Annotated in this window: 27 protein-coding genes; 19 read left to right on the forward strand and 8 right to left on the reverse strand. The window is 55.6% G+C overall.

Going from position 1 to position 24,822, the window contains the following annotated elements:
• Positions 1-87 precede the first annotated feature (87 nt).
• From HJW02_RS01130 to HJW02_RS01155, 6 genes are all read left to right on the forward strand, one after another.
• Positions 88-1,734 carry a GspE/PulE family protein gene (locus tag HJW02_RS01130; RefSeq protein ID WP_022396635.1) on the forward strand — a complete coding sequence of 549 codons (1,647 nt, stop codon included), beginning with the start codon at positions 88-90 and terminating at the stop codon, positions 1,732-1,734.
• Between the two features lie 28 nt (positions 1,735-1,762).
• Positions 1,763-3,421 (forward strand): GspE/PulE family protein, encoded by a 1,659-nt coding sequence (locus tag HJW02_RS01135; RefSeq protein WP_022396634.1) that lies wholly within the window; start codon positions 1,763-1,765, stop codon positions 3,419-3,421.
• Between the two features lie 66 nt (positions 3,422-3,487).
• The gene (locus HJW02_RS01140; RefSeq protein WP_022396633.1) at positions 3,488-4,756 is read left to right on the forward strand and encodes a type II secretion system F family protein; all 1,269 of its coding nucleotides are present in this window, start codon (positions 3,488-3,490) and stop codon (positions 4,754-4,756) included.
• A 19-nt stretch (positions 4,757-4,775) separates the two neighbouring features.
• The gene (locus tag HJW02_RS01145; protein ID WP_102722532.1) at positions 4,776-5,444 is read left to right on the forward strand and encodes a prepilin-type N-terminal cleavage/methylation domain-containing protein; all 669 of its coding nucleotides are present in this window, start codon (positions 4,776-4,778) and stop codon (positions 5,442-5,444) included.
• 135 nt (positions 5,445-5,579) lie between these two features.
• Positions 5,580-6,524 (forward strand): glycosyltransferase family 2 protein, encoded by a 945-nt coding sequence (locus HJW02_RS01150; RefSeq protein ID WP_022396631.1) that lies wholly within the window; start codon positions 5,580-5,582, stop codon positions 6,522-6,524.
• A gap of 8 nt (positions 6,525-6,532) precedes the next feature.
• Positions 6,533-7,354: a glycosyltransferase family 2 protein gene (locus HJW02_RS01155; RefSeq protein WP_022396630.1), complete on the forward strand. Its 822-nt coding sequence runs from the start codon at positions 6,533-6,535 to the stop codon at positions 7,352-7,354.
• Between the two features lie 162 nt (positions 7,355-7,516).
• Here the strand turns inward: HJW02_RS01155 and HJW02_RS01160 are convergent, their stop codons facing one another.
• Positions 7,517-7,972 (reverse strand): nucleoside-diphosphate kinase, encoded by a 456-nt coding sequence (locus HJW02_RS01160; protein ID WP_022396629.1) that lies wholly within the window; start codon positions 7,970-7,972, stop codon positions 7,517-7,519.
• 103 nt (positions 7,973-8,075) lie between these two features.
• Positions 8,076-8,852, reverse strand: coding sequence for a hypothetical protein (locus HJW02_RS01165; protein WP_146018134.1), 777 nt, complete (start codon positions 8,850-8,852; stop codon positions 8,076-8,078).
• A 105-nt stretch (positions 8,853-8,957) separates the two neighbouring features.
• On the opposite strand from HJW02_RS01165, the gene HJW02_RS01170 reads away from it, so the two are divergent.
• The 3 genes from HJW02_RS01170 to smpB all read left to right on the forward strand — a co-directional run bounded on the left by HJW02_RS01170 (position 8,958) and on the right by smpB (position 10,394).
• Entirely contained in the window at positions 8,958-9,524 is a 567-nt protein-coding gene (locus HJW02_RS01170; protein WP_022396627.1) for a pseudouridine synthase, read from the forward strand.
• A gap of 75 nt (positions 9,525-9,599) precedes the next feature.
• Positions 9,600-9,821 carry a DNA-directed RNA polymerase subunit omega gene (locus tag HJW02_RS01175; RefSeq protein WP_022396626.1) on the forward strand — a complete coding sequence of 74 codons (222 nt, stop codon included), beginning with the start codon at positions 9,600-9,602 and terminating at the stop codon, positions 9,819-9,821.
• A 114-nt stretch (positions 9,822-9,935) separates the two neighbouring features.
• Complete coding sequence (gene smpB / locus HJW02_RS01180) at positions 9,936-10,394, forward strand: SsrA-binding protein SmpB (protein ID WP_022396625.1); 459 nt, start codon at positions 9,936-9,938, stop codon at positions 10,392-10,394.
• A gap of 115 nt (positions 10,395-10,509) precedes the next feature.
• Here smpB and HJW02_RS01185 read toward each other — a convergent pair whose 3' ends face one another.
• Positions 10,510-11,073, reverse strand: a complete 564-nt coding sequence (locus HJW02_RS01185; RefSeq protein ID WP_022396624.1) for a ribonuclease H-like domain-containing protein — start codon at positions 11,071-11,073, stop codon at positions 10,510-10,512.
• Between the two features lie 79 nt (positions 11,074-11,152).
• Here HJW02_RS01185 and HJW02_RS01190 point away from each other — a divergent pair, with 79 nt between their 5' ends.
• Positions 11,153-11,617, forward strand: coding sequence for a tRNA (cytidine(34)-2'-O)-methyltransferase (locus HJW02_RS01190; RefSeq protein WP_022396623.1), 465 nt, complete (start codon positions 11,153-11,155; stop codon positions 11,615-11,617).
• Between the two features lie 107 nt (positions 11,618-11,724).
• Here HJW02_RS01190 and HJW02_RS01195 read toward each other — a convergent pair whose 3' ends face one another.
• From HJW02_RS01195 to tsaB, 3 genes are all read right to left on the reverse strand, one after another.
• Complete coding sequence (locus HJW02_RS01195; protein WP_022396622.1) at positions 11,725-12,339, reverse strand: DUF2238 domain-containing protein; 615 nt, start codon at positions 12,337-12,339, stop codon at positions 11,725-11,727.
• A gap of 89 nt (positions 12,340-12,428) precedes the next feature.
• Positions 12,429-13,571: a citrate/2-methylcitrate synthase gene (locus tag HJW02_RS01200; protein ID WP_022396621.1), complete on the reverse strand. Its 1,143-nt coding sequence runs from the start codon at positions 13,569-13,571 to the stop codon at positions 12,429-12,431.
• A gap of 74 nt (positions 13,572-13,645) precedes the next feature.
• A complete protein-coding gene (gene tsaB / locus HJW02_RS01205) occupies positions 13,646-14,314 on the reverse strand; it encodes a tRNA (adenosine(37)-N6)-threonylcarbamoyltransferase complex dimerization subunit type 1 TsaB (RefSeq protein WP_022396620.1) in 669 nt (222 codons plus the stop codon).
• Positions 14,315-14,439: 125 nt separating this feature from the next.
• Here tsaB and HJW02_RS01210 point away from each other — a divergent pair, with 125 nt between their 5' ends.
• The 3 genes from HJW02_RS01210 to HJW02_RS01220 all read left to right on the forward strand — a co-directional run bounded on the left by HJW02_RS01210 (position 14,440) and on the right by HJW02_RS01220 (position 16,514).
• A complete protein-coding gene (locus tag HJW02_RS01210) occupies positions 14,440-15,348 on the forward strand; it encodes a hypothetical protein (RefSeq protein ID WP_102736324.1) in 909 nt (302 codons plus the stop codon).
• Between the two features lie 80 nt (positions 15,349-15,428).
• The gene (locus HJW02_RS01215; RefSeq protein ID WP_022396618.1) at positions 15,429-15,950 is read left to right on the forward strand and encodes a hypothetical protein; all 522 of its coding nucleotides are present in this window, start codon (positions 15,429-15,431) and stop codon (positions 15,948-15,950) included.
• Positions 15,951-16,061: 111 nt separating this feature from the next.
• Complete coding sequence (locus tag HJW02_RS01220; RefSeq protein WP_102726967.1) at positions 16,062-16,514, forward strand: hypothetical protein; 453 nt, start codon at positions 16,062-16,064, stop codon at positions 16,512-16,514.
• A gap of 26 nt (positions 16,515-16,540) precedes the next feature.
• On the opposite strand, the gene HJW02_RS01225 is transcribed toward HJW02_RS01220, so the two are convergent.
• Together HJW02_RS01225 and HJW02_RS01230 are read right to left on the reverse strand one after the other, a co-directional pair.
• Positions 16,541-17,467 carry a hypothetical protein gene (locus HJW02_RS01225; protein WP_022396616.1) on the reverse strand — a complete coding sequence of 309 codons (927 nt, stop codon included), beginning with the start codon at positions 17,465-17,467 and terminating at the stop codon, positions 16,541-16,543.
• Positions 17,468-17,480: 13 nt separating this feature from the next.
• Entirely contained in the window at positions 17,481-18,140 is a 660-nt protein-coding gene (locus HJW02_RS01230; RefSeq protein WP_146018135.1) for a hypothetical protein, read from the reverse strand.
• 519 nt (positions 18,141-18,659) lie between these two features.
• Between HJW02_RS01230 and HJW02_RS01235 the strand changes: the two genes are divergently transcribed.
• The 6 genes from HJW02_RS01235 (at position 18,660) to HJW02_RS01260 (ending at position 23,792) form a co-directional block, all read left to right on the forward strand.
• The gene (locus HJW02_RS01235; RefSeq protein ID WP_156340815.1) at positions 18,660-18,830 is read left to right on the forward strand and encodes a hypothetical protein; all 171 of its coding nucleotides are present in this window, start codon (positions 18,660-18,662) and stop codon (positions 18,828-18,830) included.
• Between the two features lie 50 nt (positions 18,831-18,880).
• Positions 18,881-19,534, forward strand: coding sequence for a hypothetical protein (locus tag HJW02_RS01240; protein ID WP_146018136.1), 654 nt, complete (start codon positions 18,881-18,883; stop codon positions 19,532-19,534).
• Between the two features lie 67 nt (positions 19,535-19,601).
• Positions 19,602-20,195 carry a hypothetical protein gene (locus tag HJW02_RS01245; protein ID WP_146018137.1) on the forward strand — a complete coding sequence of 198 codons (594 nt, stop codon included), beginning with the start codon at positions 19,602-19,604 and terminating at the stop codon, positions 20,193-20,195.
• A gap of 806 nt (positions 20,196-21,001) precedes the next feature.
• The gene (locus tag HJW02_RS01250) at positions 21,002-22,282 is read left to right on the forward strand and encodes a site-specific integrase (protein WP_180970947.1); all 1,281 of its coding nucleotides are present in this window, start codon (positions 21,002-21,004) and stop codon (positions 22,280-22,282) included.
• Between the two features lie 122 nt (positions 22,283-22,404).
• Complete coding sequence (locus HJW02_RS01255; RefSeq protein WP_146018138.1) at positions 22,405-23,001, forward strand: hypothetical protein; 597 nt, start codon at positions 22,405-22,407, stop codon at positions 22,999-23,001.
• A gap of 320 nt (positions 23,002-23,321) precedes the next feature.
• Positions 23,322-23,792: a hypothetical protein gene (locus HJW02_RS01260; protein WP_102722522.1), complete on the forward strand. Its 471-nt coding sequence runs from the start codon at positions 23,322-23,324 to the stop codon at positions 23,790-23,792.
• The last annotated feature ends 1,030 nt before the right edge of the window (positions 23,793-24,822 follow it).

Consider the following 24,822-nt stretch of genomic DNA (forward strand, 5'->3'; position numbering starts at 1 on the left):
ACTTTACGCCTCGAACCTGTCAGAAATAGGGGAGTATCCTGCCGTCCCGTTTCGGCAGACTTCCAACCATAGACTCCAGAGATCGACGTGTACTCCAACGAATCATATCTCATCGAACTTCTTACGCAGGCCGGCTATCTGAATGAAGAGATTCTTCAATACGCGCGCAGTCAAAAATCTCCCACCCAGGACCTGGTCGATTTCCTGATCCAGGCCAATTATCTTACAGAAGACGTCATCGCGCAGGTGGCGGCTTCCACATCCCTGCTGCCCGTCGTGGACCTGGGCTCCATGCACATTCCCCAGGAGGTGCGCGAACTCATCACGCCGGAGCTCGCCAGGCGCTTCCGGGCCATCCCCATTTCCGACGACGGCTTTTCCGTCAACATCGCCATTGACGACCCGCTGAATCTGGAAACCATGGACAGCCTGCCCCAACTGATGGGGCGCGACGTGATTTTCAGCGTCGCCACCCACAGCGCGGTGGAAAGCCGCCTGAAAGAATTTTACCGTGACCTGACCGTTCCGGCAGACGCCGCCGGCCTGGACGGGGACGACGGAGACGCGCCCATCATCCGCCTGGTGCAGCAGATGCTGACGGACGCCTTCAAGATGCGGGCGTCCGACATTCACATTGAGCCCATGGAAAACCGGCTCCGCATCCGCTACCGCGTGGACGGCAAGCTGGTGGAGGTGGCCACTCATCCCAAGAAGCTGCTCAGCCCCATCATCGCGCGCCTCAAAGTGATGAGCACCACCATGAGCATCGCGGAAAAGCGCATGCCCCAGGACGGCCGAATCCAGATGAACATCGGCGGCAAGCAGATTGACCTCCGCGTGTCTTCCGTGCCCAGCAACCATGGGGAAAGCATCGTCATGCGTATTCTGGACAAGTCAGCCCTGGTGCTGGGCCTCCCCCAGCTCGGGTTCTTCTCGGATGACGAAGCCGTGTTCGACCGCCTCATCACTCTTCCGGACGGCATCATCCTGGTAACGGGCCCCACCGGTTCCGGTAAGACCACCACCCTTTACGCGTGCTTGAACCACATCAACCGCCCGGATAAAAAGATCATCACGGTGGAAGACCCCGTGGAATACGAACTTTCCGGCATCAACCAGGTGATGGTAAAGGCGGACATCGGCATGACCTTTGCCGCCGCCCTGCGCGCCATGCTCCGCCAGGCCCCCAACATCATCATGATCGGGGAAATTCGAGACATGGAGACGGCCAGCATCGCCATCAACGCCTCCCTGACGGGTCACCTGGTATTCTCCACCCTCCACACCAATGACGCCCCCAGCGCCGTGGCCCGTCTGGCGGACATCGGCATCAAACGCTTCCTGATCGCCTCTTCTGTCCGGGCCATCATGGCCCAGCGCCTTGTCCGCAAGCTGTGCGACCGCTGCAAGGTGGACGGCGTGCTGACGGAAAAGCAGGCGCATACGCTGAACATTGACATGTCCCGTCTCACTCCGGGCCAGATCAAGGCCCCCCACGGCTGCGACTTCTGCCGCGGCGGCGGGTTCAAGGGCCGGATGGGCCTGTTTGAAATTTTCGAGATCGACGACGAAGTGCGACGCATGATCAACGAGAACCTGACCTCCCCCCAGCTGCGCCAGCGCGCCCGGGAACTGGGCATGAGAACCCTGAGAGAGGACGGCGTGCGCAAGGTGCTGGCCGGCCTCACCTCTCCGGAAGAAGTGCTGAACGTCACCATGGGAGACGCCAACTGATTTTCCCCCGCAATTCATTCTGATTATTATGGACACCAATCTTACACTGGAACTTTTTATCGGCCGGGGAATGATCGACAAATCCCTGGCGAAGGACATCAAGGAGGAAATGACCGTCTCCGGCAAGGAGCTGCCGGAAGTGCTGGCAGACTTCGGCATCATCGGCAGCAAGGACGATATCTGGCAGATGATCGCCAGCGACCTGGGGACGGAATTCATTACGCTGGACAACTTCCAGCCGGACCCGAACGTGCAGAACATGATGCCGGCCACGCTCGTGCGCCTGCACGGCGCCCTGCCCGTGCGGCACGGCCCGGAAGGCCTGTACGTCTGCCTGGTGGACCCCCTGAATCCGCAGACGGTGGAGGACCTGCGCTTCGCCCTCGGCCAGGACATCCACGTCCTCATCGCTCCGGATTACCAGATTTCCGAACGCATCAACGAACTGTACGGCGGGGAATCCGCCGCCATGACGGACCTGATGCAGGAGCTCAACAACATGCAGGTCAACAATGAAACGGAAGATTCCGCCGCCGCGCCCGTCATCCGCTTTGTGGACCTGGTCATCACGCAGGCCATTAAGGAAAAAGCCTCCGACATTCACTTTGAGCCCTTTGAAAAGGAATTCAAAATCCGCTACCGCGTGGACGGCTCCCTTTATGAAATGCAGCCGCCGCCCGTTCACCTGTCCGTCCCGGTTATTTCCCGCGTCAAGGTCATGGCGAACATGAACATCGCGGAACGCCGCGTTCCGCAGGACGGCCGAATCGTCAAGCAGATAGGGAACCGGGCGGTGGACATGCGTGTTTCCTCCCTGCCCACCCAGTACGGTGAATCCGTGGTGCTCCGCGTGCTGGACCGCTCTTCCGTCAACCTGAACCTGGACAACCTGGGGCTCCCCCCGCATATTCATGAATATATTCTGGATACGGTCCACAAGCCCAACGGCATTTTCATCGTCACCGGTCCCACCGGCGCCGGCAAGACCACCACGCTGTATGCCGCCCTGCGGGAAATCAATACCATTGATTCCAAGGTGCTGACGGCGGAGGACCCCGTGGAATACGACATCGACGGCATTATCCAGATCCCGATCAATGAAGCTATTGGCCTGGATTTCCCGATGGTGCTCCGCGCCTTCCTGCGACAGGACCCGGACCGCATTCTGGTGGGGGAAATGCGAGACATGGCGACCGCCCAGATCGCCATCCAGGCATCCCTGACGGGCCACCTGGTGCTCTCCACCCTGCACACGAACGACTCCGCCGGCGCCATTACGCGACTGGTGGACATGGGCTGCGAACCTTTCCTGGTGGCAGCCTCCCTGGAAGGGGTGCTGGCCCAGCGCCTGGTGCGCACCATCTGCCCGGACTGCCGCACGCCGTATGAACCCTCCTCCACCATCCTCTCCCAGCTTGGCGTGTCTCCCTATGAACTGGGAGACAAGCATTTCTTCACGGGCCGCGGTTGCGACAAATGCTCCAACTCCGGCTACAAGGGCCGCAAGGGGATCTACGAGCTTCTGGATATCAACGATACCCTGCGGGACATGATTACGGACCGCGCGCCCTCCGTGGTGCTGAAGCAGAAGGCCATTGAAATGGGCATGTCCACCCTGCGTGAAGACGGCCTGAGAAATATTTACGACGGCAATACCACCATTGAAGAAGTGCTGAAGTATACTTAATGGACAGCCGGATACCGCACCCACCATTTCAACCACCAAGCAGAAAACACTTAAAACACCACATATATGCCTAAATATCAATATACAGCACTTGACCATAAAGGCGACCAGAAAACGGGTACCCTGGAGGCCAATTCCGAAGCGGAGGCCATGGAATCCATCCGGGCGCATGGCCTGTACCCCACCCAGATCGTAGAAGCGGGAAAAGGCAAGATTCAGCAAACGCCCGCCGCCAAGAAGAAGGCCAAGGGAGGCAAGAAGCAAAAAGGCAGGCTGGGCGGCAGAATCAAGGCCAAGGCCCTGATGATTTTCACCCGCCAGCTCGCCACCCTGATTGACGCAGGGCTTCCCCTGCTCCAGAGCTTGAACGTGCTGGCCAAGCAGGAGGCGAACCCCAACCTGCGCGTGACCATTGAAGCCCTGGGCGATTCCGTGCAGGGCGGCTCCACCTTCTCCGAAGCCCTGGCCCAGCATCCCAAAATCTTTGACCGCCTGTTCGTGAACATGGTGAAGGCCGGTGAACTCGGCGGTGTGCTGGAAGTCGTGCTGAACCGCCTGGCGGAATACCAGGAAAAGGCGCAAAAACTGAAGAGCAAGGTGATCTCCGCCATGGTGTACCCCTCCATCGTGCTGTTCATTGCGGTGGGCATCGTGATCTTCCTGATGCTGGTCATCGTTCCCAAATTCAAGGCGATGTTCGCGGAACAGAACCAGGAGCTTCCCGCCATTTCCGAATTCGTGTTCGGCATCAGTGACTGGTTCATGGCCGCGCCCTTATTCGTGCCCAACGCCGTCATTCTGGCCGCCGTCGTCGCCATCCTGTACGCTATCTTCACGGCCATGAGCAAGACGCCCAACGGCCGCCGCAAGATTGACTCCGCCCTGCTGACCATGCCGGTCATCGGCAACGTGCAGAGCAAGAGCGCCATCGCCCGCTTCGCCCGTACCTTCGGCACGCTGGTGACCTCCGGCGTTCCCATCCTCCAGGCGCTTACCATCACCAAGGACACCGCCGGCAACATGATCGTGGGAGACGCCATCGGCCTCATCCATGACTCCGTGAAGGAAGGTGAATCCGTGGTAACGCCCATGTCTTCCTCCAAGCTCTTCCCGCCCATGGTGATCTCCATGGTGGACGTGGGTGAAGAAACCGGCCAGCTTCCGGACATGCTCCTCAAGATCGCGGACGTGTACGATGATGAAGTGGACAATGCCGTGGGGGCCATGACCTCCATGCTGGAACCCATCATGATCGTATTCCTGGCCGTGGTCGTGGGCGGCATCGTGTTCGCCATGTTCCTGCCCCTACTGCAGGTCATTGAAAAAATGGGTTAACCTCCCTACGCAGAACCAGATGAAGATTCGCTCCGCATACAGCCGCCTCCGGGTGGCAAAGGGCTTCACCCTCATGGAAATCCTGGTGGTGATGGTCATCATCGTGGTGCTGGCCACGCTGACCATCTCCATCTACACCTGGCTTGAAACCAGAAAGAACGAGCAGGCCACGGAATCCATCGTCCGCAAGATTGAAATGGGGCTGGAAAGCTACCACAGCGACCATGACCGCTACCCCTACGGTACGGAAGCCCCTTTCAACAATCACGGCGTGGCCGTGGCAAACGGTGAGGAATACAGCTCCAACGTCGTTTACATGGCCCTGTTCGGGGATCACAAGAATGAAGGCGTGCCCGGCAGGGATACCACCATTTACAATGACGAACTGAACCCCGCCACCCAGCCCAAGAGCAACCCGACCGTCCGGGAAGTCCACGTGAAAAGCAAGGACGGAAGGCCGGTCACCCTCTACATTCTGGCGGACCCGTGGGGCTCCCCCTACCGCTACCGCCTGGGCAGCGAGCAGGCCATCCCCACCAAATCCGCCAATGCCAAGAACCTGAAAATGGGCAACGGCCTGAATCCGGATTATGATTTCTGGTCCTTCGGCAAGGACGGGGACAGCGATCTCAAAGACCCGCATGCCCCTGAAAACGAAGACGACATCGGCAACCTGCCGAAGTTCTGATCCTTCCTTTTTCTCCGCGAACGGCCCTTTTTTCCGGCAGCCTTCCTCCCTCTCCGGCAGAGGAAGGCCGCTCTGCGTACAGGGCACTATTTGCTGGCATCCGGACAGGTTCTGGCGTATGATCCGGGCATTGCCATGAAACGCATTTCCCTGATTGTTCCTTGCCTGAATGAAGAACAGGCCATTCCGGCGTTCAAGCAAGAAGTAGACCGGGTTTTCAAGGAACACCTGGCGGCCTATGCCCTGGAACTCATCTTCGTGGATGACGGTTCCACGGACCATACCTTGGAAATGGTCAAGAAACTGGCAGAGCATTCCCCGGAGGTGAAATTCATCTCCTTTTCCCGCAACTTCGGGAAGGAAGCCGCCATCTATGCGGGGCTGGAAGCCGCTACGGGAGATTACGCGGCCGTCATGGACGTGGACCTTCAGGATCCTCCCTCCCTGCTTCCGGAGATGGTGAAAGCCATCGAGGAGGAAGGATACGACTGCGCAGGCACGCGCCGCGTCACCAGGCAGGGGGAACCGCTGCTGCGGTCCTTCTTCGCGCGCGCCTTTTACAAGACGATTCACCGGATATCGGACACGCACATCGTGGACGGGGCCCGGGATTACAAGCTGATGACGCGCCCCGTGCTGGAAGCCCTGCTTTCCCTGAAGGAATACAACCGCTTTTCCAAGGGGCTGTACGAATGGGTGGGCTTCCGCACCAAATGGTTTGAATACGAGAACGTGGAACGGGTAGCCGGAGAAACCAAGTGGTCTTTCTTCAAACTGTTCCTGTATTCCATTGAAGGCATCGTGGCCTTTTCCACCGCTCCCCTGGCGCTGGCTTCCATCATGGGGGTGCTCCTCTCCTTCATTTCCTTCCTTTCCATCATTGTACTGACGATCCGTGAATTGATCTGGCCCCATTCCGCCTACGGCTGGACTTCCATGGTGTGCGTCTTCTGCCTGATGGGAGGCATCGTTCTGCTGTGCCTGGGCATCCTGGGCCAGTACCTGGCCAAGACCTATACGGAAGTTAAAAAGCGCCCCATTTACATTGCCAGGGAACGCTCCATCGCTCCTTCCAACTAGCCCTCCCCATGGATACCGAACCGGATTTCAGCATCGTCACGCCCAGCTATAACTACGCCAGGTACGTGCGGGAGTGCATTGAAAGCGTCAAGAACCAGGAAGGGGCCACCTTTGAACACATCATCCAGGATGCGGGCTCCACGGATGGAACGCTGGACATCCTGAATTCCTATCCGCACCTGAAACTCCATGTGGAAAAGGATTCCGGCATGTCGGAAGGCATCAACCGCGGATTCCGCAAGGCACGCGGCAAGTGGGTCATGTGGCTGAATACGGACGACCGGCTGCTGCCGGGCGCTCTGGCTGCGGTCAAGGCTTTTGCGGATTCCCGGCCGGATGCGGACATCGTGCACGGCGCCTGGAACTTCATCGGCCCGGACGGAGCCCTCCAGCGGCCCATGAAAGCCCTTCCCTACAGCCTGAACATGCACATCTGGTACGGAACCTACCTGGCCTCCACCGCACTGTTCCTGCGCCGGAGCACCACGATTGAAGAAGGGTTTCTGCTGGACGAACGGTTCCGCTACGATATGGACGGGGAATATTACGCGCGCCTGGGCCGTGCCGGAAAAAAGTTTGTCCATTACAACAGGCTGCTGGCGGATTTCCGCTGGCACGGCGACAACCTGAGCGCCCCCAATGTGGAACGCCGGGACATGGACGCCGAATTAAAACGCCAGAAGCAGCACAGCGAAGACGCCGCCATCAAGCGCGTTTACGGCTATTCCTTTTCCAAGCAGAGCTGCAACAACATCCTGGACGGCTTCATGCGGGAGGCCTACCGCATGAAAAAGGCCTTCCTTTACCTGACCACTCCCTGGGAAAAGTAATCCGCTGCTCCCTCTCCTTCCCTCCTCCCCGGAGCCTCCGGCCCGTCCTCCCAATCTCCGGCACTCCCTTCCTTTCCATAAAGGCGCTTCCCGGTACGACAGAGGCCGCAGCCGTTTTACAGCCGCGGCCCGTCACAAACCGGATGGAAAAAGGATAAAACCTTAATTAAGGCTGTCAAACAGCTCTTCTTCCCGGAAGAATCTCACCAGTTCCACGGCGGCGGATTCCCGGCTGTCGGAAGCATGGCAGATGTTCATCATGCTGTCCGTTCCGTAATCGCCGCGGATGGTGCCTTTCTGCGCCTTCTGGGAATTGGTGGGCCCCAGCAGTTCGCGCACGCGTACAATGACGCCGGGCCCCTTCAGGGCGATGGCGATGACCGGAGAGCTGGTCATGAAATCAAGCAGTTTCGGGAAAAGCGGTTCCCCATTGACGACAAGGTCCAGAATATGGGCGTAATGTTCCCGGAGGACCGGCTCGTCAAGCTGAATCATCTTTATGCCGCGCAGGCGAAACCCTTCGGACAAAAAACGTTTCAAAATGGTGCCGGAAAGGTTTTTCCGCACGCAATCGGGTTTCAGCAAAATCAGCGTTGTTTCTTCTTGAGTGTTTGGCATAAAATTAGCGAAGTTTCAGGATGAAGTGAGGGAATTACACCCTAATCCCCGGCAGGTCAAGGATAATTGCGCAACTGGTCTTTTCCGCCGGGAAAGGAATTCGTCACAGGCTTCTCTTATAGGAATCACACCGGTTCCGCCATCCGGCAAGCCAGCGCGCCTCTCCGCGGGCCGGCGGGCTGTTGTCCACGCGACGCTGGAGCACCCTTTTGGCCGCCTCCGCAAACTCAACCGCCGCAGGCTGTCCGGGAGAGGCCGGGCGCATCTCCTCCAGCACCTGCCTGAGCCCCCAACCCTGCCCCCGGTATTGTTCCGCGGGGTTGGTTCCCTCCCCCTTGAAATTCACGTAATCAATCAGGGCATACATGCCGTTGGGCGCCGTCGCCACGGCATTGTAGCGGGCAGCCATTTCCGCCGGACGGCGGGACTGGCTCTTGATGCGCCCCAGGGCAGCCACGGACCTGGCAATAATGAAATCCGCCTGCATTTGCAGAGCCGCCGGGCTGGACAGCCACTGGCGCATCCGTTCAGGAAGGCCGCCCCGTACGTCCGCCGCTTCAAATTCCGCCCTGGTGCGCCACGGGGCCGCGCCGGAAAACCATTCCGGAACGCGTGCTCCCCTCTTACGGCAAAACTGGACAAAGGAGGGAAAGCTTTCCTCAAACCTTTCCGTAATCCCGGCGGGGAACCAGATGAAATGCCCAATGCCCAGGGAGGGGAACGCCTCCCCCCGGTTCCAGGAAACCAGCCCCTTTACTGTTCCGGCGCATTCATTCTGCCAGATTTTCCGCGCGATCTTCGCCTTCACTTCTCCTGCATCCGGAGCCGCCTGAACCCAGCCGGGCACGCAGCACGCCAGCATCAGGATAAAACCTGCCATTTTTCCATGCATGGGGTTACTTTCCTTCCCCGGCGCGGGCAAGTCAAGCCGCTTCAATTTCTCGTGCCAAAGACGGCGCCCCATGCTACGCTTGCCGCGCACGGCATGATTCTGGCGTTTAACAAACCTTACGGGGTCCTTTCCCAATTCACGCAGGAGGCTCCCCACCACCGGACACTGGCCGAATTCGGCTTTCCTGCCGGCGTGTATCCCGTCGGCAGGCTGGACGCGGATTCGGAAGGGCTGCTGCTTTTATCCGATGAGAAAGCCCTGGTGGACCGCCTCCTGAACCCCTCCAACCGGCATCCCAGAACCTACTGGAGCCAGGTGGAAGGCGTTCCGTCCGCCACGGACCTGCTTCCTCTGGAACGCGGCGGCCTCTCCATCCAGGGGTACCGCACGCTGCCCTGCCGGGTGCGCCCCATGCACGGAGAGTCGGACGTACCGCCCCGCAATCCTCCTGTCCGCTACCGCGCAGCCATTCCCACCTCATGGCTGGAATTGACGCTCGTGGAAGGAAAAAACCGCCAGGTGCGGCGCATGACCGCCGCCATCGGGTTTCCCACGCTCCGGCTCCTGCGCGTCCGGATCGGGAGGTTCACCCTGTCCGGCCTGGAACCCGGCGCGTGGAAGGAGCTGGACTCCCGTGAACGAAGGGAGCTCATGCCGTAATATAGGCTTGATTAGGGGGAGGCGCAGCCTGTATATGTCTTTCCGCATCAGGAGATCCTACCTAGACCTTTTTACATGAAAGCCGAACTCGTCGAACAAGCCGCCAAAATCATTCCCGAGCCCCAGATGCTGATCAACGTGGTTTCCCGCCGCGTTGCCCAGCTCAACAATGGCCGCGCTCCCTTGGTCCCCACCACCCCCCACATGGGCAACGCGAACATTGCCCTGACGGAGATCGTTGAAGGCAAGCTCGTCTATCATGCGGAATCCGACAGCCTCCAGGAAGACAGCCAGTAAAAAGCACGTCCCCCTTATTGCCGTTCCGGCCCGGATTTCCGCACGGAACATCCCCTCTTCAACCAGGCCCCCGGCTCTTCCAGCCCGGGGCCTTTTCATCCCTCCCCTCCAGTCATGAGCTCCGACATCTCCACCAACAAGAAAGCCCGCCGGGATTACGAAATCCTGGACACCTACGAATGCGGCATGGAACTCAAGGGAACGGAGGTCAAATCCATCCGCGCCGGCAAGGTGAACATCGCCGATTCCTTCGCCAGGGTGGAAAACGGCCAGATGCTCCTGTACGGCTGCGACATCCAGCCGTGGGAAACTGCCGGAGAGTTCTTTCAGCACCAGTCGCGCCGCCCGCGCCGCCTGCTGCTCCACAAACGGGAAATTTTCAAACTGGAACAGCAGACCTCCCAAAAAGGCTGTTCCCTGGTCGCCCTCAAGCTGTACTGGAAAAACGGCAAGGTAAAACTGGCACTGGGCCTTGGCAAAGGCAAGACCCACCGCGACCAGCGCTATGACCTGAAGGCCCGCGTGGAAATGCGGGAAGCCCAGCGGGAAGTGGCCCGCATCAACCGCCGTTAATCAACGCCGTCCGCTTCTTCCTTTCCGGAGGCCGTTCCCGTTTCCCTGCTCTCCGCTCTGTATTCTGCCGGAGTGAGCGGGAACGCCCTATAGAAAAGCCGCCGCGGGAAAGGGACTATAACTTCCAATCCACGGGCAACTCCACCTGGCCGCCCTTCTTGTCGTCATAACGGATGAAACCGTGCTCCGCCCCGTACCAGTGGACATCCCGCGTCACCTTCACGTCAAAACAGCAATAGCGGGCAATATCCATCAGCAGGTCCGTATTTCCCGTCTGCACGTATTCCGCCCACCACTTGAGGGCCTGGGTGCCCACGGCCGTTTTTGAAGAGCCGATGGAAGCGGCGGCCACGGAATCCAGCTTGACGCGCACGCCGCCGCGCTGTTCGATGTCCTTGCACAAATCGAGGTTGTTCGTGATGTCGATCATATTCCACATCGTATAGCGCTGGAGCACGCCGTAGTCGAAATGCTCGTGGTTGTACCCTACCACCAGGTCGGCCTGGCGAAGCTGCAGGATGAGGTCGTCCACCATCTCCTCGGAATAAATCGTGTACTTGCCGGAAGCCGTGGAATAAGTCACGCCCACGGAAACGCGCATGTCGGCCGTATTGTGCCAGCCGCCCACCTCCGCTGCGGAATGACGGGTTTCCAAGTCAAAATACACGATGTCTCTCATCGGAGGAAACGTACATTATTTGCCACTTTTGGACAAGTCCCACTTGAACGGAAGGCGCGTTTGTGGTGAAAATAGGTTCATGCAGCCCCGTTTCCACATCGTCATGTTCCATCCGGAAATTCCGCATAACACGGGGGCTGCGGGGCGGCTGGCGCTGGCAACGGGATCCAGGCTCCACCTGATCCGGCCACTGGGGTTCAGCCTGGATGAAAAGCACGTGCGGCGCACGGGACTGGACTACTGGGCCAAAGTGGACCTGCATGTCTGGGACAGCCTGGAGGAGTTAAAACAGGCGGCAGATCCCTCCGCGCGGTTCTGGTACCTGAGCACCAAGGCGCGCCGCTCCCACTGGGAGGCGGATTTCCGGGAGGGGGATTACCTGGTCTTCGGCCCGGAATCCCGCGGACTGCCGGAAAGCATGCTGAAGGAACACGCGGGCACCGCCCTGACCATTCCGATGCCCGGAGAAGGCTCCCGCAGCCTGAACCTCTCCACCGCCGTGGCGATTGTCCTCTATGAAGGATTGCGCCAGCTCGGCATCTGACACGGAGACCGGAGCAATCCTTCTTGCCGCCCCAGTCACGACAGGCCACGGGCATGAATGGACTTCCCGGCAACGGCGGCGGTCCAATCGGAAATGGAAGGAGCTCCCTAGCCAGGAGAAGAAGCGGTCTCCGCGCCCTTCCGCCGCCAGGGGCGCACCAGATAAAAGAGAATCAGGGAGGCGACAGCGCCGCAGGTATCGCAGAACATGTCTTTCTGGGCGTCCCATATATCGCCCTGGGAGCCGAGAAAATCATTCGCGTCATTCCCGCCCACAATGACCGCATACTGCCATTCAATGATTTCATACGCCGCGGCTACAGCCATCACGAAAAAGAGGCCGAAAATCCCCGCCAGCACTTTCCCCGCATATTGCTTGCGCACCAGATACTCCGCTACGGGAAACGCATAAAACCCCACCGTAAAATGGGCCACCCGGTCAAACGGGTTCCGGAGGGCTCCCACCAGCTCCCGGAACCACTCGAAAGGCACTTCCGCAAACGTGTAATGCGCCCCCACCGTATGGCAGGCCAGCCAGAAAAACATCAGCGTGTAGGACCAGTTGCTGAAACGGAATCTCCGGAACCCGGCCGCCAGGAGGACGACCGCCAGCGCCACGGGAATCACCTCCGCCACCCAGACGGAACGGGAAGAAGGGGAAATGCCAAGGGCAATGAACAGCACGGCGAATACCGCCAGCAGGTAGAAGGGATAATTTTTCATGAGGGAGAGAGGAGAAGCAGAAAAGCGCGGGAGCCGACACAGGAAAGGCGCCGGAGATTACCTCCGGCGCCTTTTCCGTTAAAAAACTTTTACCGCATGTCAATGGTAGGCACCGGAATGCGGTCCTTGGGGCCCGTATAAAGGGTCAGGGGCCTGTACAGCGTATTGTCCTCCATCTGTTCCAGCACCTGGGCCACCCAGCCGCAGCAGCGGGCAATGGAGAAAATAGCGGTGAACAGCCTGGTGGGAATGCCAATGCTGTAATAAACCGTGGCGGAATAAAAATCCACATTGGCATTCAGCCCCTTGCGTTCCCGGACAAGTTTGGCGATGCGTTCCGACATGCGGATCCACTTGGGTTCCCCGATCCGGGAGGAAAGGCGGATGGCCATGCGGCGCAGATGCGGAGCGCGGGGATCCAGCACACGGTACACGCGGTGGCCCATGCCCATGATCTTTTCCTTCCGCGCCAGTTTGTCCTCAATGTAGGAATCCACCTTGTCCTCCGTACCTATTTCCTTGAGCATCTCAATCACGCCTTCATTGGCGCCGCCGTGAAGCGGCCCTTTCAACGTGCCGATGGCCGCCGTGATGGCGGAATACATGTCTGAAAGAGTGGCGATGCAGACGCGCGCCGCAAAGGTGGAGGCATTCATGCCATGGTCGGCATGCAGGATGTAGGCCACGTCCAGAATGTGCGCTTCATCCCGGTTCGGCTCCTCTCCTTTCAGCAGCCACAGGAAATGTTCCGCCTCATTCAGATCCTCCCGCACGGGGGGAAGGTCCAGCCCCTGGCACAGACGGTAATAGTACGCCACCATCACGGGCACCTTGGCGATGAGGCTGAGGCCTATCTCTTTCAACTGGCCGGAATCCTTCGTCCGGTCGTCATACATGCCGAGCATGGAAACCGCCGTCCGGAGGGCGGACATGGGCCGGGCGGACTTGGTGGCCGTTTTAAAGAAATCCAGAATGGGCTGGGGAAGGTCGCGGTCGGAACGGAGGCGCTTCTTGATGCCCTCCAGCTCATCCCGGTTGGGCAGCCGCTTGTTGAGAAGCAGGTAAATCACTTCTTCAAAACAGCACATCTCCACCAGGTCATCAATATCGTAGCCCAGATACAGCAGACGCCCTTCCTCACCGCGCACATCACTCAAGGCAGATTCATTAGCTATGATTCCTTTTAAACCTTTGGGATATGTGTGTCGTGCGGAAAAAGTGTCATTGCTCATGTTTTAAAAAATGCTACTAGTGATGAAGATTACCGATTAAAAGTCTAACAATCTTCCAGAAAGTCAAACCTTAATTACGCCTTCACGGCCCACGCGGGGCGTTTGGCGCAGGTGATGTGGGGCGCCCTTACATACAGCGGTTCCGCCGGACCTTCCAAAAGTTCCTCCCTGCGGCCCGCGGCCAGGGACTGCCATGCGACTCCCAGAGCCTCTGCATGCGGGTACACGGGAACGCCCCCCGTCATTTCCCGGGCTGCCAGAGTTTCCGCCGTTTCCGTGGAATAAACGGGCACGCCATTTTCCAGGCATTCCGCCATGCGGGCGCGGGCCTGCTCTGCGGGCAGCACTTCCGGAGCGGCCGCCAGAATGCCGTTTTCCAGCCTTCCCCAGGTCCAGCCGCCGCGCCGGGCGTCGGACATCACGCAGGCCTTCCCGTCGTGAATGCCCAGTCCGTTCCAGGAGGAAAACGCCGCCACGCGGGAACCGTGCACCAGGGAAAGGCCGTCCGCCACGGCAAGAGCCACGCGGATTCCCCCGTAGGCGCCGGGCCCGGAACCGACCACAATTTCCTTTAAACACCGTCCTTCCAGGGCATCCAGCGCCTGGCGCACCGCCTCAAAGATGGCGGAGGAATGGTTGCGTTCAGCTCTCCATTCCACCCGGCACAGCAGTTCCTTTCCGCCCCATGCCGCGGCGGAAGACTGCGCGCAGGAAGTTTCCAGAACCAGCAGAGCATCTTGCATGCGGTGGATTATACAGGAAGTTCCGGCGCGCATAAAACATTTTTTCCCCCGCTTTCCGGAAGCAACAAATTTGGTTCGCATTTATGCGGAAGTCCCCTTATGCTGGCCTTGCACTTCACCACCGCATGCCCAAGGCACCCAGACACACACCGCCGCGCCAGGACTGGCGCCGGTATGCAGAAACCGCCCGGAAGCCGCGCTCCACGGCAAGCCTTGGCGACATGATGAGGCAATGCAACCGTGACGCCTGGGACAAGACCTACCGCGCCCAGGTCACCTCCGAATGCTGGGAGGACGAATGCCAGGAATTCACCTTCATGGACCTTCCGCGCAAAACCCGGTTCGTCAGGCACGCCGTAGCCACCCTTCTTCTGCTCCCGCTGGCCCTGATTACGGCCATGTCCCTGTGCGACCAGCTCGCCCACGCTTCCGGCAGTCTCAACATCCTCTTCTCCATCCCCGTATGGTACGCCCTGATGGGGGCGGCCGTGTGGGTGGTGCTGGGCAGCAGCAGGCTGTTCACCTCATCCCTGCTGTACCTGTACGTGCTGGGCCATGAACTGACTCACGTGCTGGCGGTCTTTTGCAGCCGCGGCTCCATCCATGCCTTCAAGGCGGATCTGGATGGGGGATACATCCAGACGGATAAAAACAACCTCTTCATCTCCCTTTCTCCCTATTTTCTGCCTCTTTGGGCCATGCTGTGGGGGCTGGTCTGGGGGATGGCGTACCTCTTCTGGCCCACGGTCACCTGCCAGGCCCTTCTTTACTCCGGCCTGGGCTTCTGGTGGTGCTTCCACCTGTTCTGGACGGCATGGATCATCCCCAAGGACCAGCCGGACCTGGCGGACAACGGAACCTTCTTCTCCCTAATCCTTGTTTACTTTGCCAACCTGCTTCTCTTCCTGGTGCTGCTGCGCCTGTTCAACGCCGTAAGCCTGCACCGCTTTTTGACGGACTGCGTCCACAATGCGGAAAGGCTGTGGGACGCCCTCAGGGACCTCCTCATGCTGGCGGCCGGCTTGTTCCTGTGAAAAATATTCTTTTCCTTACCGGCAAGGATGAACGGCAGAAGGTGAAAAGGAATCCAACCTTTCAGCAAAAAGGAGATTCCATGCAAGCCACACACTTCATTACCCTGACCATGGCCGCCGTTTCCCTGATGGGCTGCAACCCCAAGGAAACCGTGAATGCCCTCACCTCCGATCAAAACGTCACCCAGCAGATGGCCGTGAGATTCGCGGAAAACATGGTAGGCCTCCCGCGGGCACTCGTCGTCTCGGATGCCAGAAAAGCGGCGCCAGGCGATAAAGTCACCGTCAAGGGAGCCGTACTGGGGGATGAACCCGTTTTCTCAAAAAATATTGCCTCCTTCACCATCGGGGATCCGGCCCAGCTCCTGGCCAACATGAAGGAGCGCGGAGTGTGGTCCACCGGAACGGTGCCGGTGGAAATACGGAAAAACAACACGATGACCGTTCAATTTGTGGATGACCAGGGCCAGCCCATCAAACACTCCGCCAAAGGTGTGAACGGGCTGAAGGAACGTGACGCCGTCATCATTACCGGAACCATTGATCCTCATTCCACTCCTGAAAATCCGGTGCTGAACATTGAAAGCATCGTGATTGAATAGCAACCCTTCTGTGCCAAACCCTGATTCATGTCAAACGGTTCGGGCGTCTTGCGCCTGAACCGTTTTTCGTATCAGGATGCGCGCATGGGATTTGATCCAGCATCTTTGGGAATGATAACACTGGCCGCCACTTCGGCGGCAGCGGGCGCGGCCTCCGCGTCCGCCCAGAAAAAAAGTGCAGAAGCCACCAGGCAGGCGGCGGATGCAAACGCCGCCACCCTCAGGAACGAGGCGGACCTCCAGAAACAGACGGGCGTGGAAAATGCCAAACGCATGCAGCAGGACGCCACACGGCAAATGGGCGACGCCCGCCTGGACGCCGCCCAGTCCTCCCTGCTCCGGGATGGTTCCGTGCCGGTCAGGGAACAGGCCCTGGCGACGCGCCTGCAAACCCGGATTCAGGATGAAGCGGCGGCAGCCATGAGGAATGCCCAGTCCCTGTACAACCGGGCGAACATGGAACAGTACATGGGCCGCGCCAATGCAAGAGCCCAGAAAACCGCCGCGGCAGGCACCCTGCTCTCCGGATTCGCCCAGGGAGGCAACGCCCTTCTCAAATGGTGAGGCAATCGGCGATAGCTGGAGACCAATCAGCGGGAACCGGAATCTGCCTGAGGAACCTCCGCAGGCGCCGGAAGGACTTCCGGCACCACGCCGCCTATCCCTATTTTGATATTCACGGGAACCGGCCTGATGCGGGAGGCCCCCTGGTACAGGGCGGCCACTTCTACAAACCGGGGCGATTTCCTGAACAGGAAGGACTTCCCCCTGTATTCATTATAAGAATGGTCGCAGGTAGGGACAGGCTTCAATCTTGCGCCTTTCACATCGTGAAACACAAAATCCTCCGCCCGGAACATCTTCTCCGAATACACCTCGGAATACACCATGAACTTCCATTCCTCCCCCGGTTCGTTCGCCGGCGCATGACGGCTACGCCCCGTCTGCCTGGTCACTTTCAGCGTCACCGTCTCCAGCTTGGACATGTCGGCTACCTCCACCCGGTTATTCTCCAGGGCTCTCCGCACGGCAATAGGGTCCGGCACCGGAATGGAAACTCCGCTCTCCTTCAATTCCACCATCCCGAAATCCAGAGACTCCAGCCCCTGGCACAAAGGGAGAAAAAGAGTGCCGCTCACCTGAATCCAGCGGGCTCCCGGAGAAGGAACATCCTTTAAATTAAGGCTCACGTTTACCCGCCTCAAGCTCTTGTCCTCAATAACCCCTTCCCATAGACGGACGGAGCGCACCCTCAGACGCACGCCATTGGAATCGACAGCCGTCAATTCCTGTTCCGGCTGTTCCGGAGCCAGCATTTCAGAACCGGGAAACACGCAATACAGCACGATGCCTGTCTTGGTGAAATTAAAAGGCTCCCCCCTCACCAGTCCCATGGAAGACAGCCCGATGACGGGGCCCTTCAAGCTGGTGCCGGAATAAGAAGCGCTCTTGATGGGAACATCCGCCGCCATCAGCGTTCCCGCACACCAGCAGGCGATTGTGACAAACCATTTCATCTGCTTATTCGGACTAACAGCCGGGAATGGCAGCCCCTCCCAGGCCGATCTTCATATCTACGGGCACCTTGCGGAACATGCGCTTATTCCAATAGGAAACCACCACGCGCAAGGAGCGGCAGCGGGCGGAAACACGGTAATCCTTCCCCCACATGCGCATCTTCCTGCCCCGGCTGTTCAAATCGCCGCGGCCTTTCAGGGGAAGCCCGTTTTCCTCCCTGACACTCATGGAATTGAAATAAAAATCACTCCTTCCCTCCACCTTCAGATTCCAGCGGTTAAAGTTTTTTTCCAGCGTAAGGGCCACCTTGTCCTTCCGCGGCTTTTCAAGAGGCAATTCCACCCTGGTTCCTTCCTCCAGCAGAGGCAGGACTACAGCGGGCAGCTCCACCAGGTCATCAGCAAAAGCGCACAAAAGAAATCCCCGGAGGCGCACCCACTCCGCACCGGGATCAGGGCGCTGGATAGCGACGGCAAACCAGACGGGATCACCGTGTCCCACGCCGGACGCCTTGGTTGCATCGGCGGAAACCCTGTAAATCTTCAGGCTTCTTCCCGTTGAATCCGTGCAGACAAGCTCTTCCGGGGCCTCTTCATAAAAAACGGGGCCCCCAAGCTGATCTTCATAAACGCATGACATCCCCAGCAGCAACTGGGGAATAATTTTGGTCACAGGATCTTCCACCAGAATTCTCAGGAAGGACAAATGCAGCGCCGCATCCCGGAGCAACGGAACATTCGTTGAAGCAACAGCGGGATGGATAGCTGAACACACGAGAAAGAGACACGCGGAAAAACACTTCATGGAGGTAGCGACGGGGGCAATCTAACAAACACTAACGTCTGCGCAAGGAAAAAGGAACGCTTTGAAAACAAGCTGGACATAGCGACCACTCAGTATTCCTGCTTTCCCGCCGCTCTCCGTGGTTTTCCTTTCCTCCATCCACTATTCATAAAAAAACATGGTAAAATGGAAATCTGCTCAAATAACAAGGAAATAAAATTACTTTAAAAAATATAGCCAAATCCAGAATTGCTATATATTCACATCATATAAGTGCTGAAAGCCCTCCCCATTTCAAGAGAGTGTAAATCCCGGATAGAGTCCAACCTTGTCAAGTTGACTTCGCGCGTTCCAGCTCTATAAGTCATTTTATCCATTCTAACCTTTAAGATCTTTTAATCCAACGCCATGAGAACAGAGAAATATTTTATGATTGCCTTCGCCTGTGCCCTTATGAACGTCATAGACGTTCATGCAGAAAACAGGATGCTGGAAATCACATCCCAAACAGAAAACCCATCAGCTGATTGTATCATTAAAAAATTGAATAAAAAAAGGATAAGGGGCGAAAAGAAATAGGCATAGGAGAAATTGTAACACTGACACTAACACGCAAAGGAGGCAAGCCATTGAATAAGAATACGAAGGTTACCTGGACTAAGAAGGGAAAAGGAGCAACGTTAAATGGACGCGGAACCACTGCAACCTTGATGGCTGACTTGATCATGGAAAATAATAATGTTACCGTCAAAGCAGAAGCTGAGGATTTTCCTCCGGCAGAAATTACTTTTAACCTTAAAAAACCTACTCGTTTAACAGGAAAAAAAGGAGAAGAATACAGCAATCAATCAAATATTGGGTTCGGCATTACTGGGTACATTATCATTACTGTACATCCAACGTCCGTTAGCTTTTCCAACTGTGGCATTATAGAGAAAGATGGGGGTACCGTCCTTGACCCAAAAGAACCTCCGCCATTTAAACTTAACGACCATGATCCCGGCAATAAGGGAGATCCTCCTAATTTGCGCAATGAATTAGATGACCACGTAACTTTGGTTATGTTATTTAACACCATTGCCAAATTAAACGGAACGTGCAAATGGACATGGTTATCCAATTATGAAGCAACTCAAATTAAGAAGCGTATTGAACAAATCCAACAGACATTTACCGTCACACGGACAAATGATCCTGAATTCCCGAAACAGAAAAACTGTTCCGGAACCATTACAAAATTCAAAGTCCCTTTTTCGGTAAAGGCTATAGAACAAATATTATAAATTTTTATATAAAATGATAAATATATTAATATCAATTGGAATTTTCATTTTTTCCATCTATCCTACTATGGCAAAAATACAATTATTTGATGCCAGCCTCGTCAAACCTGATTCTCTTGAGGTTTTAAAAAACGCTCAGACATCAGCATCAACATTAAAAAAACTTCTTGATAAAGGTCAATCAGAAGAATTTTTCAAGGAAGCAGCCATGGAGCTCGAACGCATCAGGAAGTCTACAGGAGAAAATGAATTTCCAAGTGAAGAAATTCGTAACAATATCCCTTGGATTCTTTATTTTATCGCCAATACACCTCTTCTTACCATAGATTCAGCCGATCAGGCAAGGCGCACTATAAACAGCCGCGACGCAGAACTTTATCTTAAGGAGGAAGCCCTGGAAATGCTCGCCATTTCCACTTATCGCGACCTTTTTCCCGATGATAAAGCATCAAGAGAATCGATGGCATCCTACGGGGCTGCCATTATGCGTGACTTCCTCAACGGCACTAAATCAAAATCCTACTCGGACGAACCGGTATTCGTTTCTGATAAAGAAGCAAAAGCCACGCTGAAGAAAAACATTGAAATCATGGAAAACGCATTTTCTAAAATTGCTCAAATCCAAAAAAAGGAACAGGACCGGAAACAGAAAAAAAGATAAATGACGTCTCTAAAGACATGAACAAACGGATTCATGACAACGACCAGCAATTCAAGGATTACACCGTTGTAAGCAACACGCAAACTTCCCGAAACCTTCTGCTAAAGAACATTATTGAACGCTCGGAGAAGAATTTCATGATTCTTCTTACTAATTTATTTCCCGGCAAAAAAAACAGAGATTCGTAAATATATCAAGATGGCAGGATATTCCGACCAAGAGATTCATCAATTTATCGATCGCACCTTGAAAAAAGATTGAAAGGCCAAATTGCTTGATAGAACACTTGGCACTCGAAACTAAAATCAATCCGGAGTTAGTGTCAAATTACTTGCCTTAATCAATTCATTACAAAAGCTTTCGTTTTTTCGGATGGGCCACCATTGAGAATGGCGGGTATTCTCTCCGTTTTTACCTGCTGTTCCCTACAACGCACAACGCAACAAGCCAAGCATGGTTTCTCTTCTTCCACTCAGCCATCATGATGGAGAAATTGCGGGCATGTCTTGTGAAAAGTACAAAATGTACCCTTGAATGTAGCTCGACCCAGAAGATCAGAGATGCATTAGGGGAATGCAATAAATAAAAATCCTTGCATTTTCAATACTTACGCAAGGTATTAGAAGGATTTAGGTGGCGTCCCCGGCAGGAATCGAACCTGCATCTAGTCTTTAGGAGGAACCAGTTTATACCTAATTTCCAATGAGTTAAAAATTGGTGGTGCTAAAATGGTGCAACTTTCTCTTGCCATGTACAGGTGAAAAAGGCGACAATCCATGCCAACAAACAGGAACGCTTGGGAACACATGAGTAGGGAAAAGAGTATCTGGAATGATGGAGGACGCAAGCCTGAAAAACGGGTTCGCGGAATCCGCATCGGTTCCTATTCCAAAGGACCGGGTGAGCCAGTGCGCTGGCGCATTGTGAATACCCTGGCCGGGGAAAAGAAAATGGAGACTTTCCCGGCACGTGATGCCGCTGTGCAGCGTTATGAGGAAATAGCCGCTCTTCTGGACCAGGAAGGAAAGGCCTTTCAGCTTACCCCCACGGAACGGGCCGCTATCGTTTCCTGGCGTGCACATAGGCAGGGGCGTTTGATGGAGGGAAAAGAATCTCTAACGCTTGATAAGGCTATCCAGCATTTGATCACATGGGAAGAAAAACAGGATGAAGTCCGTCCACTGGTACGAGACATGTTCCTTGAGTTCGCCAAGCATAAAGAGAAGGAAGCCAGGGGGCGCAATAGCGAACAGGCGGAAAAGCTTGCTGCGCGCCGCGTGAGAGATGCGGGAAAGATACTTGATCCCTTGCTGAAGAGTGCTGCCTGCGTTTCCGTGTTCGATGATGCGGAAATATTGCGGGAACTGGAAAGCCGCCTGCATGATTCCATTGTGGGGCGTTCTGGTGGTTACCCCAGCAAAACCACAATGGGACATTACCGCCGCTCCGTAAATATTTTCCTCAACTGGCTTGTTACACAACGGAAGATTGCTCGGAATCCTTCCGAACTATTACCAGCCATAGAGGCGGCGGAACCGCCCCGGGAAGTGTACAACGCGGCGGAATTGACCAGAATTCTTTCCACGGCTCAACAAATCCGCCCAGGTTCCATTCCCTGGCTTGTACTGGGGGCATTTTGCGGTATCCGTCCGCGGGAACTTTCCCGCCTTTCTTGGGAAGACATAGACATGGAAGGGAATCTGGTAAAGGTTCATCATGGGAAGTCCAAGACGGGACGCGCACGGTTTGTGCCGTTGCCAGATGTTTGTAAGCAATGGCTGGAATGGGCCACCAAGACCGGTATACCGCCCACCGGGTATATTGTGCCGGGTGATACAACGGACCGCCGTGAAGGATACCAGGGGCGCACAATAAAAGAATTGAGAAAAGTCGGTATCAGATGGGAAAAGGATGCCCTTCGCCATTCATTTGCTTCCTATGCCTGTGCCATGTATGAAGACTATGCCCGTGTTGCCGCATGGATGGGAAATTCTGTTTCTGTAATGGAGAAGCACTACAGACAGGCCAAGAGACAGGACGAAGCGGAAGCATGGTTCAATGTTTACCCGGAAGGCGGTGGAGAATGACGAAGCCAAAGGAATACCCGTTAAACCGTAAAGGATGGGTAGTCATCGAAGTTCGACGACAAGGCGGAAATTGGGATAAGTGCTTACGTCCTGTTATCCTGACTAAGGGGGAAAAAAGGTATATGGCGAATCTGCTTGATCCAGTCTTTTACATAAAAGAAAGAGTAAATCCACGAACAGGGGAAAGAAAATATACTAAGTCTTTTAATACTGTCAATGATTCAAAAGATATACACATACGTACAGGAGTAACCCGTTCATTTTGTAGGAAACATAATTTAGATTATCCATATTATTTTGGAACAGAAGGAATAAAAGACAAAAGGATATTGATTGGGGAATATGTATGCGACCTCTTTTATCAATTAGGGAGGGTGCCTACACGGGTAGAATTAAAAAAATACATCCTTCAAAACACATCTGATGTACAGATTCAACGGGATTTAGGTGGCCCGGATACAAATTCCTATATGAGGCGGTTAATGCATCAATGTATGCTTGAATGGTTGCCGACGTCTTCCAGAGGGAAAACGATCATAGAACTTCCCCCGCCATATGGCTGCAAGAATAGTTTTATTGTTACTTTGTCTCAATTATTTTGGAGAAAACTTACTGGCTGTTGTTCGTTAAAACTTTTCTTCCAACTTGAGAGAGAAGAAGAGTGGCCGCCTCCGAAAAGAAAGAGAGGAAGGCCTAGAAAAGACACAAAGAAAGAATAATTCCGAAGCTCTGGAGCACCTTTCCCTTTGAAACTGGGGAGTTTGTGAAATTATTTTCCAACCAGTACGCGCACGCACGTATATACGCGCGCATCATGTATATTTTTTTGTTCCTTTGTACCCATAGTATATAACTCATTCATTTATCAACCTTGTTATGGGTACATTCATGGGTACATTTGGGTACAAAACAGGCCGTTATGGGTACATTTCATGATTGGCTTGTCTGACTATTGTCCGACATTTGCCCGGCACAATGTCCGACCTTGAGAGTTGCCGGGGAGCTTTTCTCCGTGTAATGGAAAGGAATGATCGGCACAATGAGCAGGACCACTCCACGGAATCAGGGACGCCCCAGCGGGTATTCTCCGAAGCTGGCCAGAGAGATTCTGGACCGGCTGGCCAGCGGTGAAATGCTCATGGGCATTCTCCGAAGAAAGGGCATGCCGGGACGTGCTTCCGTGTACCGATGGATGAAGGATAGGCCGGACTTTCGGGACAACTACGCACGCGCGCGGGAAATCGGTGCCCATGCCCTGGCAGAAGAGGGGCTTGCCATTCTGGACGCCAGCACCCCGGAGCGCGCCCACATGGACAACAGCCGCGCCAATTATCGCCGCTGGCTGGCCGGGAAGCTGAATGCCCGCTACGGGAACCGCCCTGCCGGGGAACTGGACGGGACCAACGACGGCCCGGTGGCGGCATCCGGTCAAGGGAGGGGAACCAGGTTTGCCGCCGTCCGGGACCGGATTGAACAGATCCGGAAAAAGATGCAGGAAGAGGAAGAATGATTTGAAGGCCGTTTTTAAGCCGTTTCCTCCTTTTTCGCTATCATGTACCATTTTGGAAGAGAAACGGCGCAGAACAGGCAAAAGCGGGGCGAATAGAGCATGTTTGAGAACACCCGGGGCGAATGATGCCAAGGAAACGCCCCGGAATGCGGCAAGCTCTTCCCGTTCCGATGGCATATGCTGCGCATCTGCTATGCGTATGCCGTGCAAGTGTGAGCACCACCCGCGACGGATTTTTCAGACACCTACGCCCGCGCGCATGGGAAAATACCGGGTCCGGAATGTGTCCTAAAATATAGAAAGCGGAATTGTTCACCTTCAGGGAAAGGTATTTTCCGACCAGTACGCACATGCGCGCGAGGGAAATCCCTTTGTTTGCGGTTGTCCCCTGGATTTTCAAATCAGTACGCGCGCGAATACCCCTGCAGCATGGCCTTCCTCATTTCTGGAACAAGGGTATTCCTGTTGGTTACACCCTTCCGCATTTCACGACGGAACCCGCGCTGGATTCATGGAAGCCGCTTGCCTTTTCTGAACAGTACGCGCCCGCGCGCGTATTGGTCACGGAATGACGACGTAGCCCATTTTCAGGGGCATGCAACCATACCAGGATTCTTCCACCATTGGGGAATGCTGAAGAGGACGATTCGCTTACGAAGGAACAAGCCAGACAGAAAGGGGCGCCCCGGCTCCTGGAAGATGCGCCTGACATGGGTAAAAGACCCGCGCCTTGTGGGAAAGCTCTACGAAGTAGGACTAGGCACCAGGGACGCGCAGGAGGCCTTCAGCATGGCGCGGGGCGTTCAAGCCCTGGTGCGTGCCTTGGAAGGGGAAACGCGCCTTATTCTGCTTTCTGAAAGCGAGTTTCAGGCACATAGGGAGGAATGAAGGTGCAACGCCTTTGTAATGCCTTCATGCGTACATGGGCGTTACGGAGGGGACAAACGTCCGCATGAGAAGCGGACAAAATGCGGACAGAAACCGGAAAAGAACCTACACTGGTTATTCTGGGAACCTATGTTGGTTCCAA

It is taken from the genome of Akkermansia sp. GGCC_0220 (genome assembly GCF_017566105.1).
GTDB classification, from domain to species: domain Bacteria; phylum Verrucomicrobiota; class Verrucomicrobiia; order Verrucomicrobiales; family Akkermansiaceae; genus Akkermansia; species Akkermansia massiliensis.

What these genes read in the sequence shown, in the direction of transcription:
- HJW02_RS01135 (WP_022396634.1), top strand. Translation starts at nt 1,763, where the DNA reads ATGGACACCAATCTTACACTGGAACTTTTTATCGGCCGGGGAATGATC.
- HJW02_RS01140 (WP_022396633.1), top strand. Translation starts at nt 3,488, where the DNA reads ATGCCTAAATATCAATATACAGCACTTGACCATAAAGGCGACCAGAAA.
- HJW02_RS01145 (WP_102722532.1), top strand. Translation starts at nt 4,776, where the DNA reads ATGAAGATTCGCTCCGCATACAGCCGCCTCCGGGTGGCAAAGGGCTTC.
- HJW02_RS01150 (WP_022396631.1), top strand. Translation starts at nt 5,580, where the DNA reads ATGAAACGCATTTCCCTGATTGTTCCTTGCCTGAATGAAGAACAGGCC.
- HJW02_RS01155 (WP_022396630.1), top strand. Translation starts at nt 6,533, where the DNA reads ATGGATACCGAACCGGATTTCAGCATCGTCACGCCCAGCTATAACTAC.
- HJW02_RS01160 (WP_022396629.1), bottom strand. Translation starts at nt 7,972, where the DNA reads ATGCCAAACACTCAAGAAGAAACAACGCTGATTTTGCTGAAACCCGAT.
- HJW02_RS01165 (WP_146018134.1), bottom strand. Translation starts at nt 8,852, where the DNA reads ATGGCAGGTTTTATCCTGATGCTGGCGTGCTGCGTGCCCGGCTGGGTT.
- HJW02_RS01170 (WP_022396627.1), top strand. Translation starts at nt 8,958, where the DNA reads ATGATTCTGGCGTTTAACAAACCTTACGGGGTCCTTTCCCAATTCACG.
- HJW02_RS01175 (WP_022396626.1), top strand. Translation starts at nt 9,600, where the DNA reads ATGAAAGCCGAACTCGTCGAACAAGCCGCCAAAATCATTCCCGAGCCC.
- smpB (WP_022396625.1), top strand. Translation starts at nt 9,936, where the DNA reads ATGAGCTCCGACATCTCCACCAACAAGAAAGCCCGCCGGGATTACGAA.
- HJW02_RS01185 (WP_022396624.1), bottom strand. Translation starts at nt 11,073, where the DNA reads ATGAGAGACATCGTGTATTTTGACTTGGAAACCCGTCATTCCGCAGCG.
- HJW02_RS01190 (WP_022396623.1), top strand. Translation starts at nt 11,153, where the DNA reads ATGCAGCCCCGTTTCCACATCGTCATGTTCCATCCGGAAATTCCGCAT.
- HJW02_RS01195 (WP_022396622.1), bottom strand. Translation starts at nt 12,339, where the DNA reads ATGAAAAATTATCCCTTCTACCTGCTGGCGGTATTCGCCGTGCTGTTC.
- HJW02_RS01200 (WP_022396621.1), bottom strand. Translation starts at nt 13,571, where the DNA reads ATGAGCAATGACACTTTTTCCGCACGACACACATATCCCAAAGGTTTA.
- tsaB (WP_022396620.1), bottom strand. Translation starts at nt 14,314, where the DNA reads ATGCAAGATGCTCTGCTGGTTCTGGAAACTTCCTGCGCGCAGTCTTCC.
- HJW02_RS01210 (WP_102736324.1), top strand. Translation starts at nt 14,440, where the DNA reads ATGCCCAAGGCACCCAGACACACACCGCCGCGCCAGGACTGGCGCCGG.
- HJW02_RS01215 (WP_022396618.1), top strand. Translation starts at nt 15,429, where the DNA reads ATGCAAGCCACACACTTCATTACCCTGACCATGGCCGCCGTTTCCCTG.
- HJW02_RS01220 (WP_102726967.1), top strand. Translation starts at nt 16,062, where the DNA reads ATGATAACACTGGCCGCCACTTCGGCGGCAGCGGGCGCGGCCTCCGCG.
- HJW02_RS01225 (WP_022396616.1), bottom strand. Translation starts at nt 17,467, where the DNA reads ATGAAATGGTTTGTCACAATCGCCTGCTGGTGTGCGGGAACGCTGATG.
- HJW02_RS01235 (WP_156340815.1), top strand. Translation starts at nt 18,660, where the DNA reads ATGAGAACAGAGAAATATTTTATGATTGCCTTCGCCTGTGCCCTTATG.
- HJW02_RS01245 (WP_146018137.1), top strand. Translation starts at nt 19,602, where the DNA reads ATGGCAAAAATACAATTATTTGATGCCAGCCTCGTCAAACCTGATTCT.
- HJW02_RS01250 (WP_180970947.1), top strand. Translation starts at nt 21,002, where the DNA reads ATGAGTAGGGAAAAGAGTATCTGGAATGATGGAGGACGCAAGCCTGAA.
- HJW02_RS01255 (WP_146018138.1), top strand. Translation starts at nt 22,405, where the DNA reads ATGGCGAATCTGCTTGATCCAGTCTTTTACATAAAAGAAAGAGTAAAT.
- HJW02_RS01260 (WP_102722522.1), top strand. Translation starts at nt 23,322, where the DNA reads ATGAGCAGGACCACTCCACGGAATCAGGGACGCCCCAGCGGGTATTCT.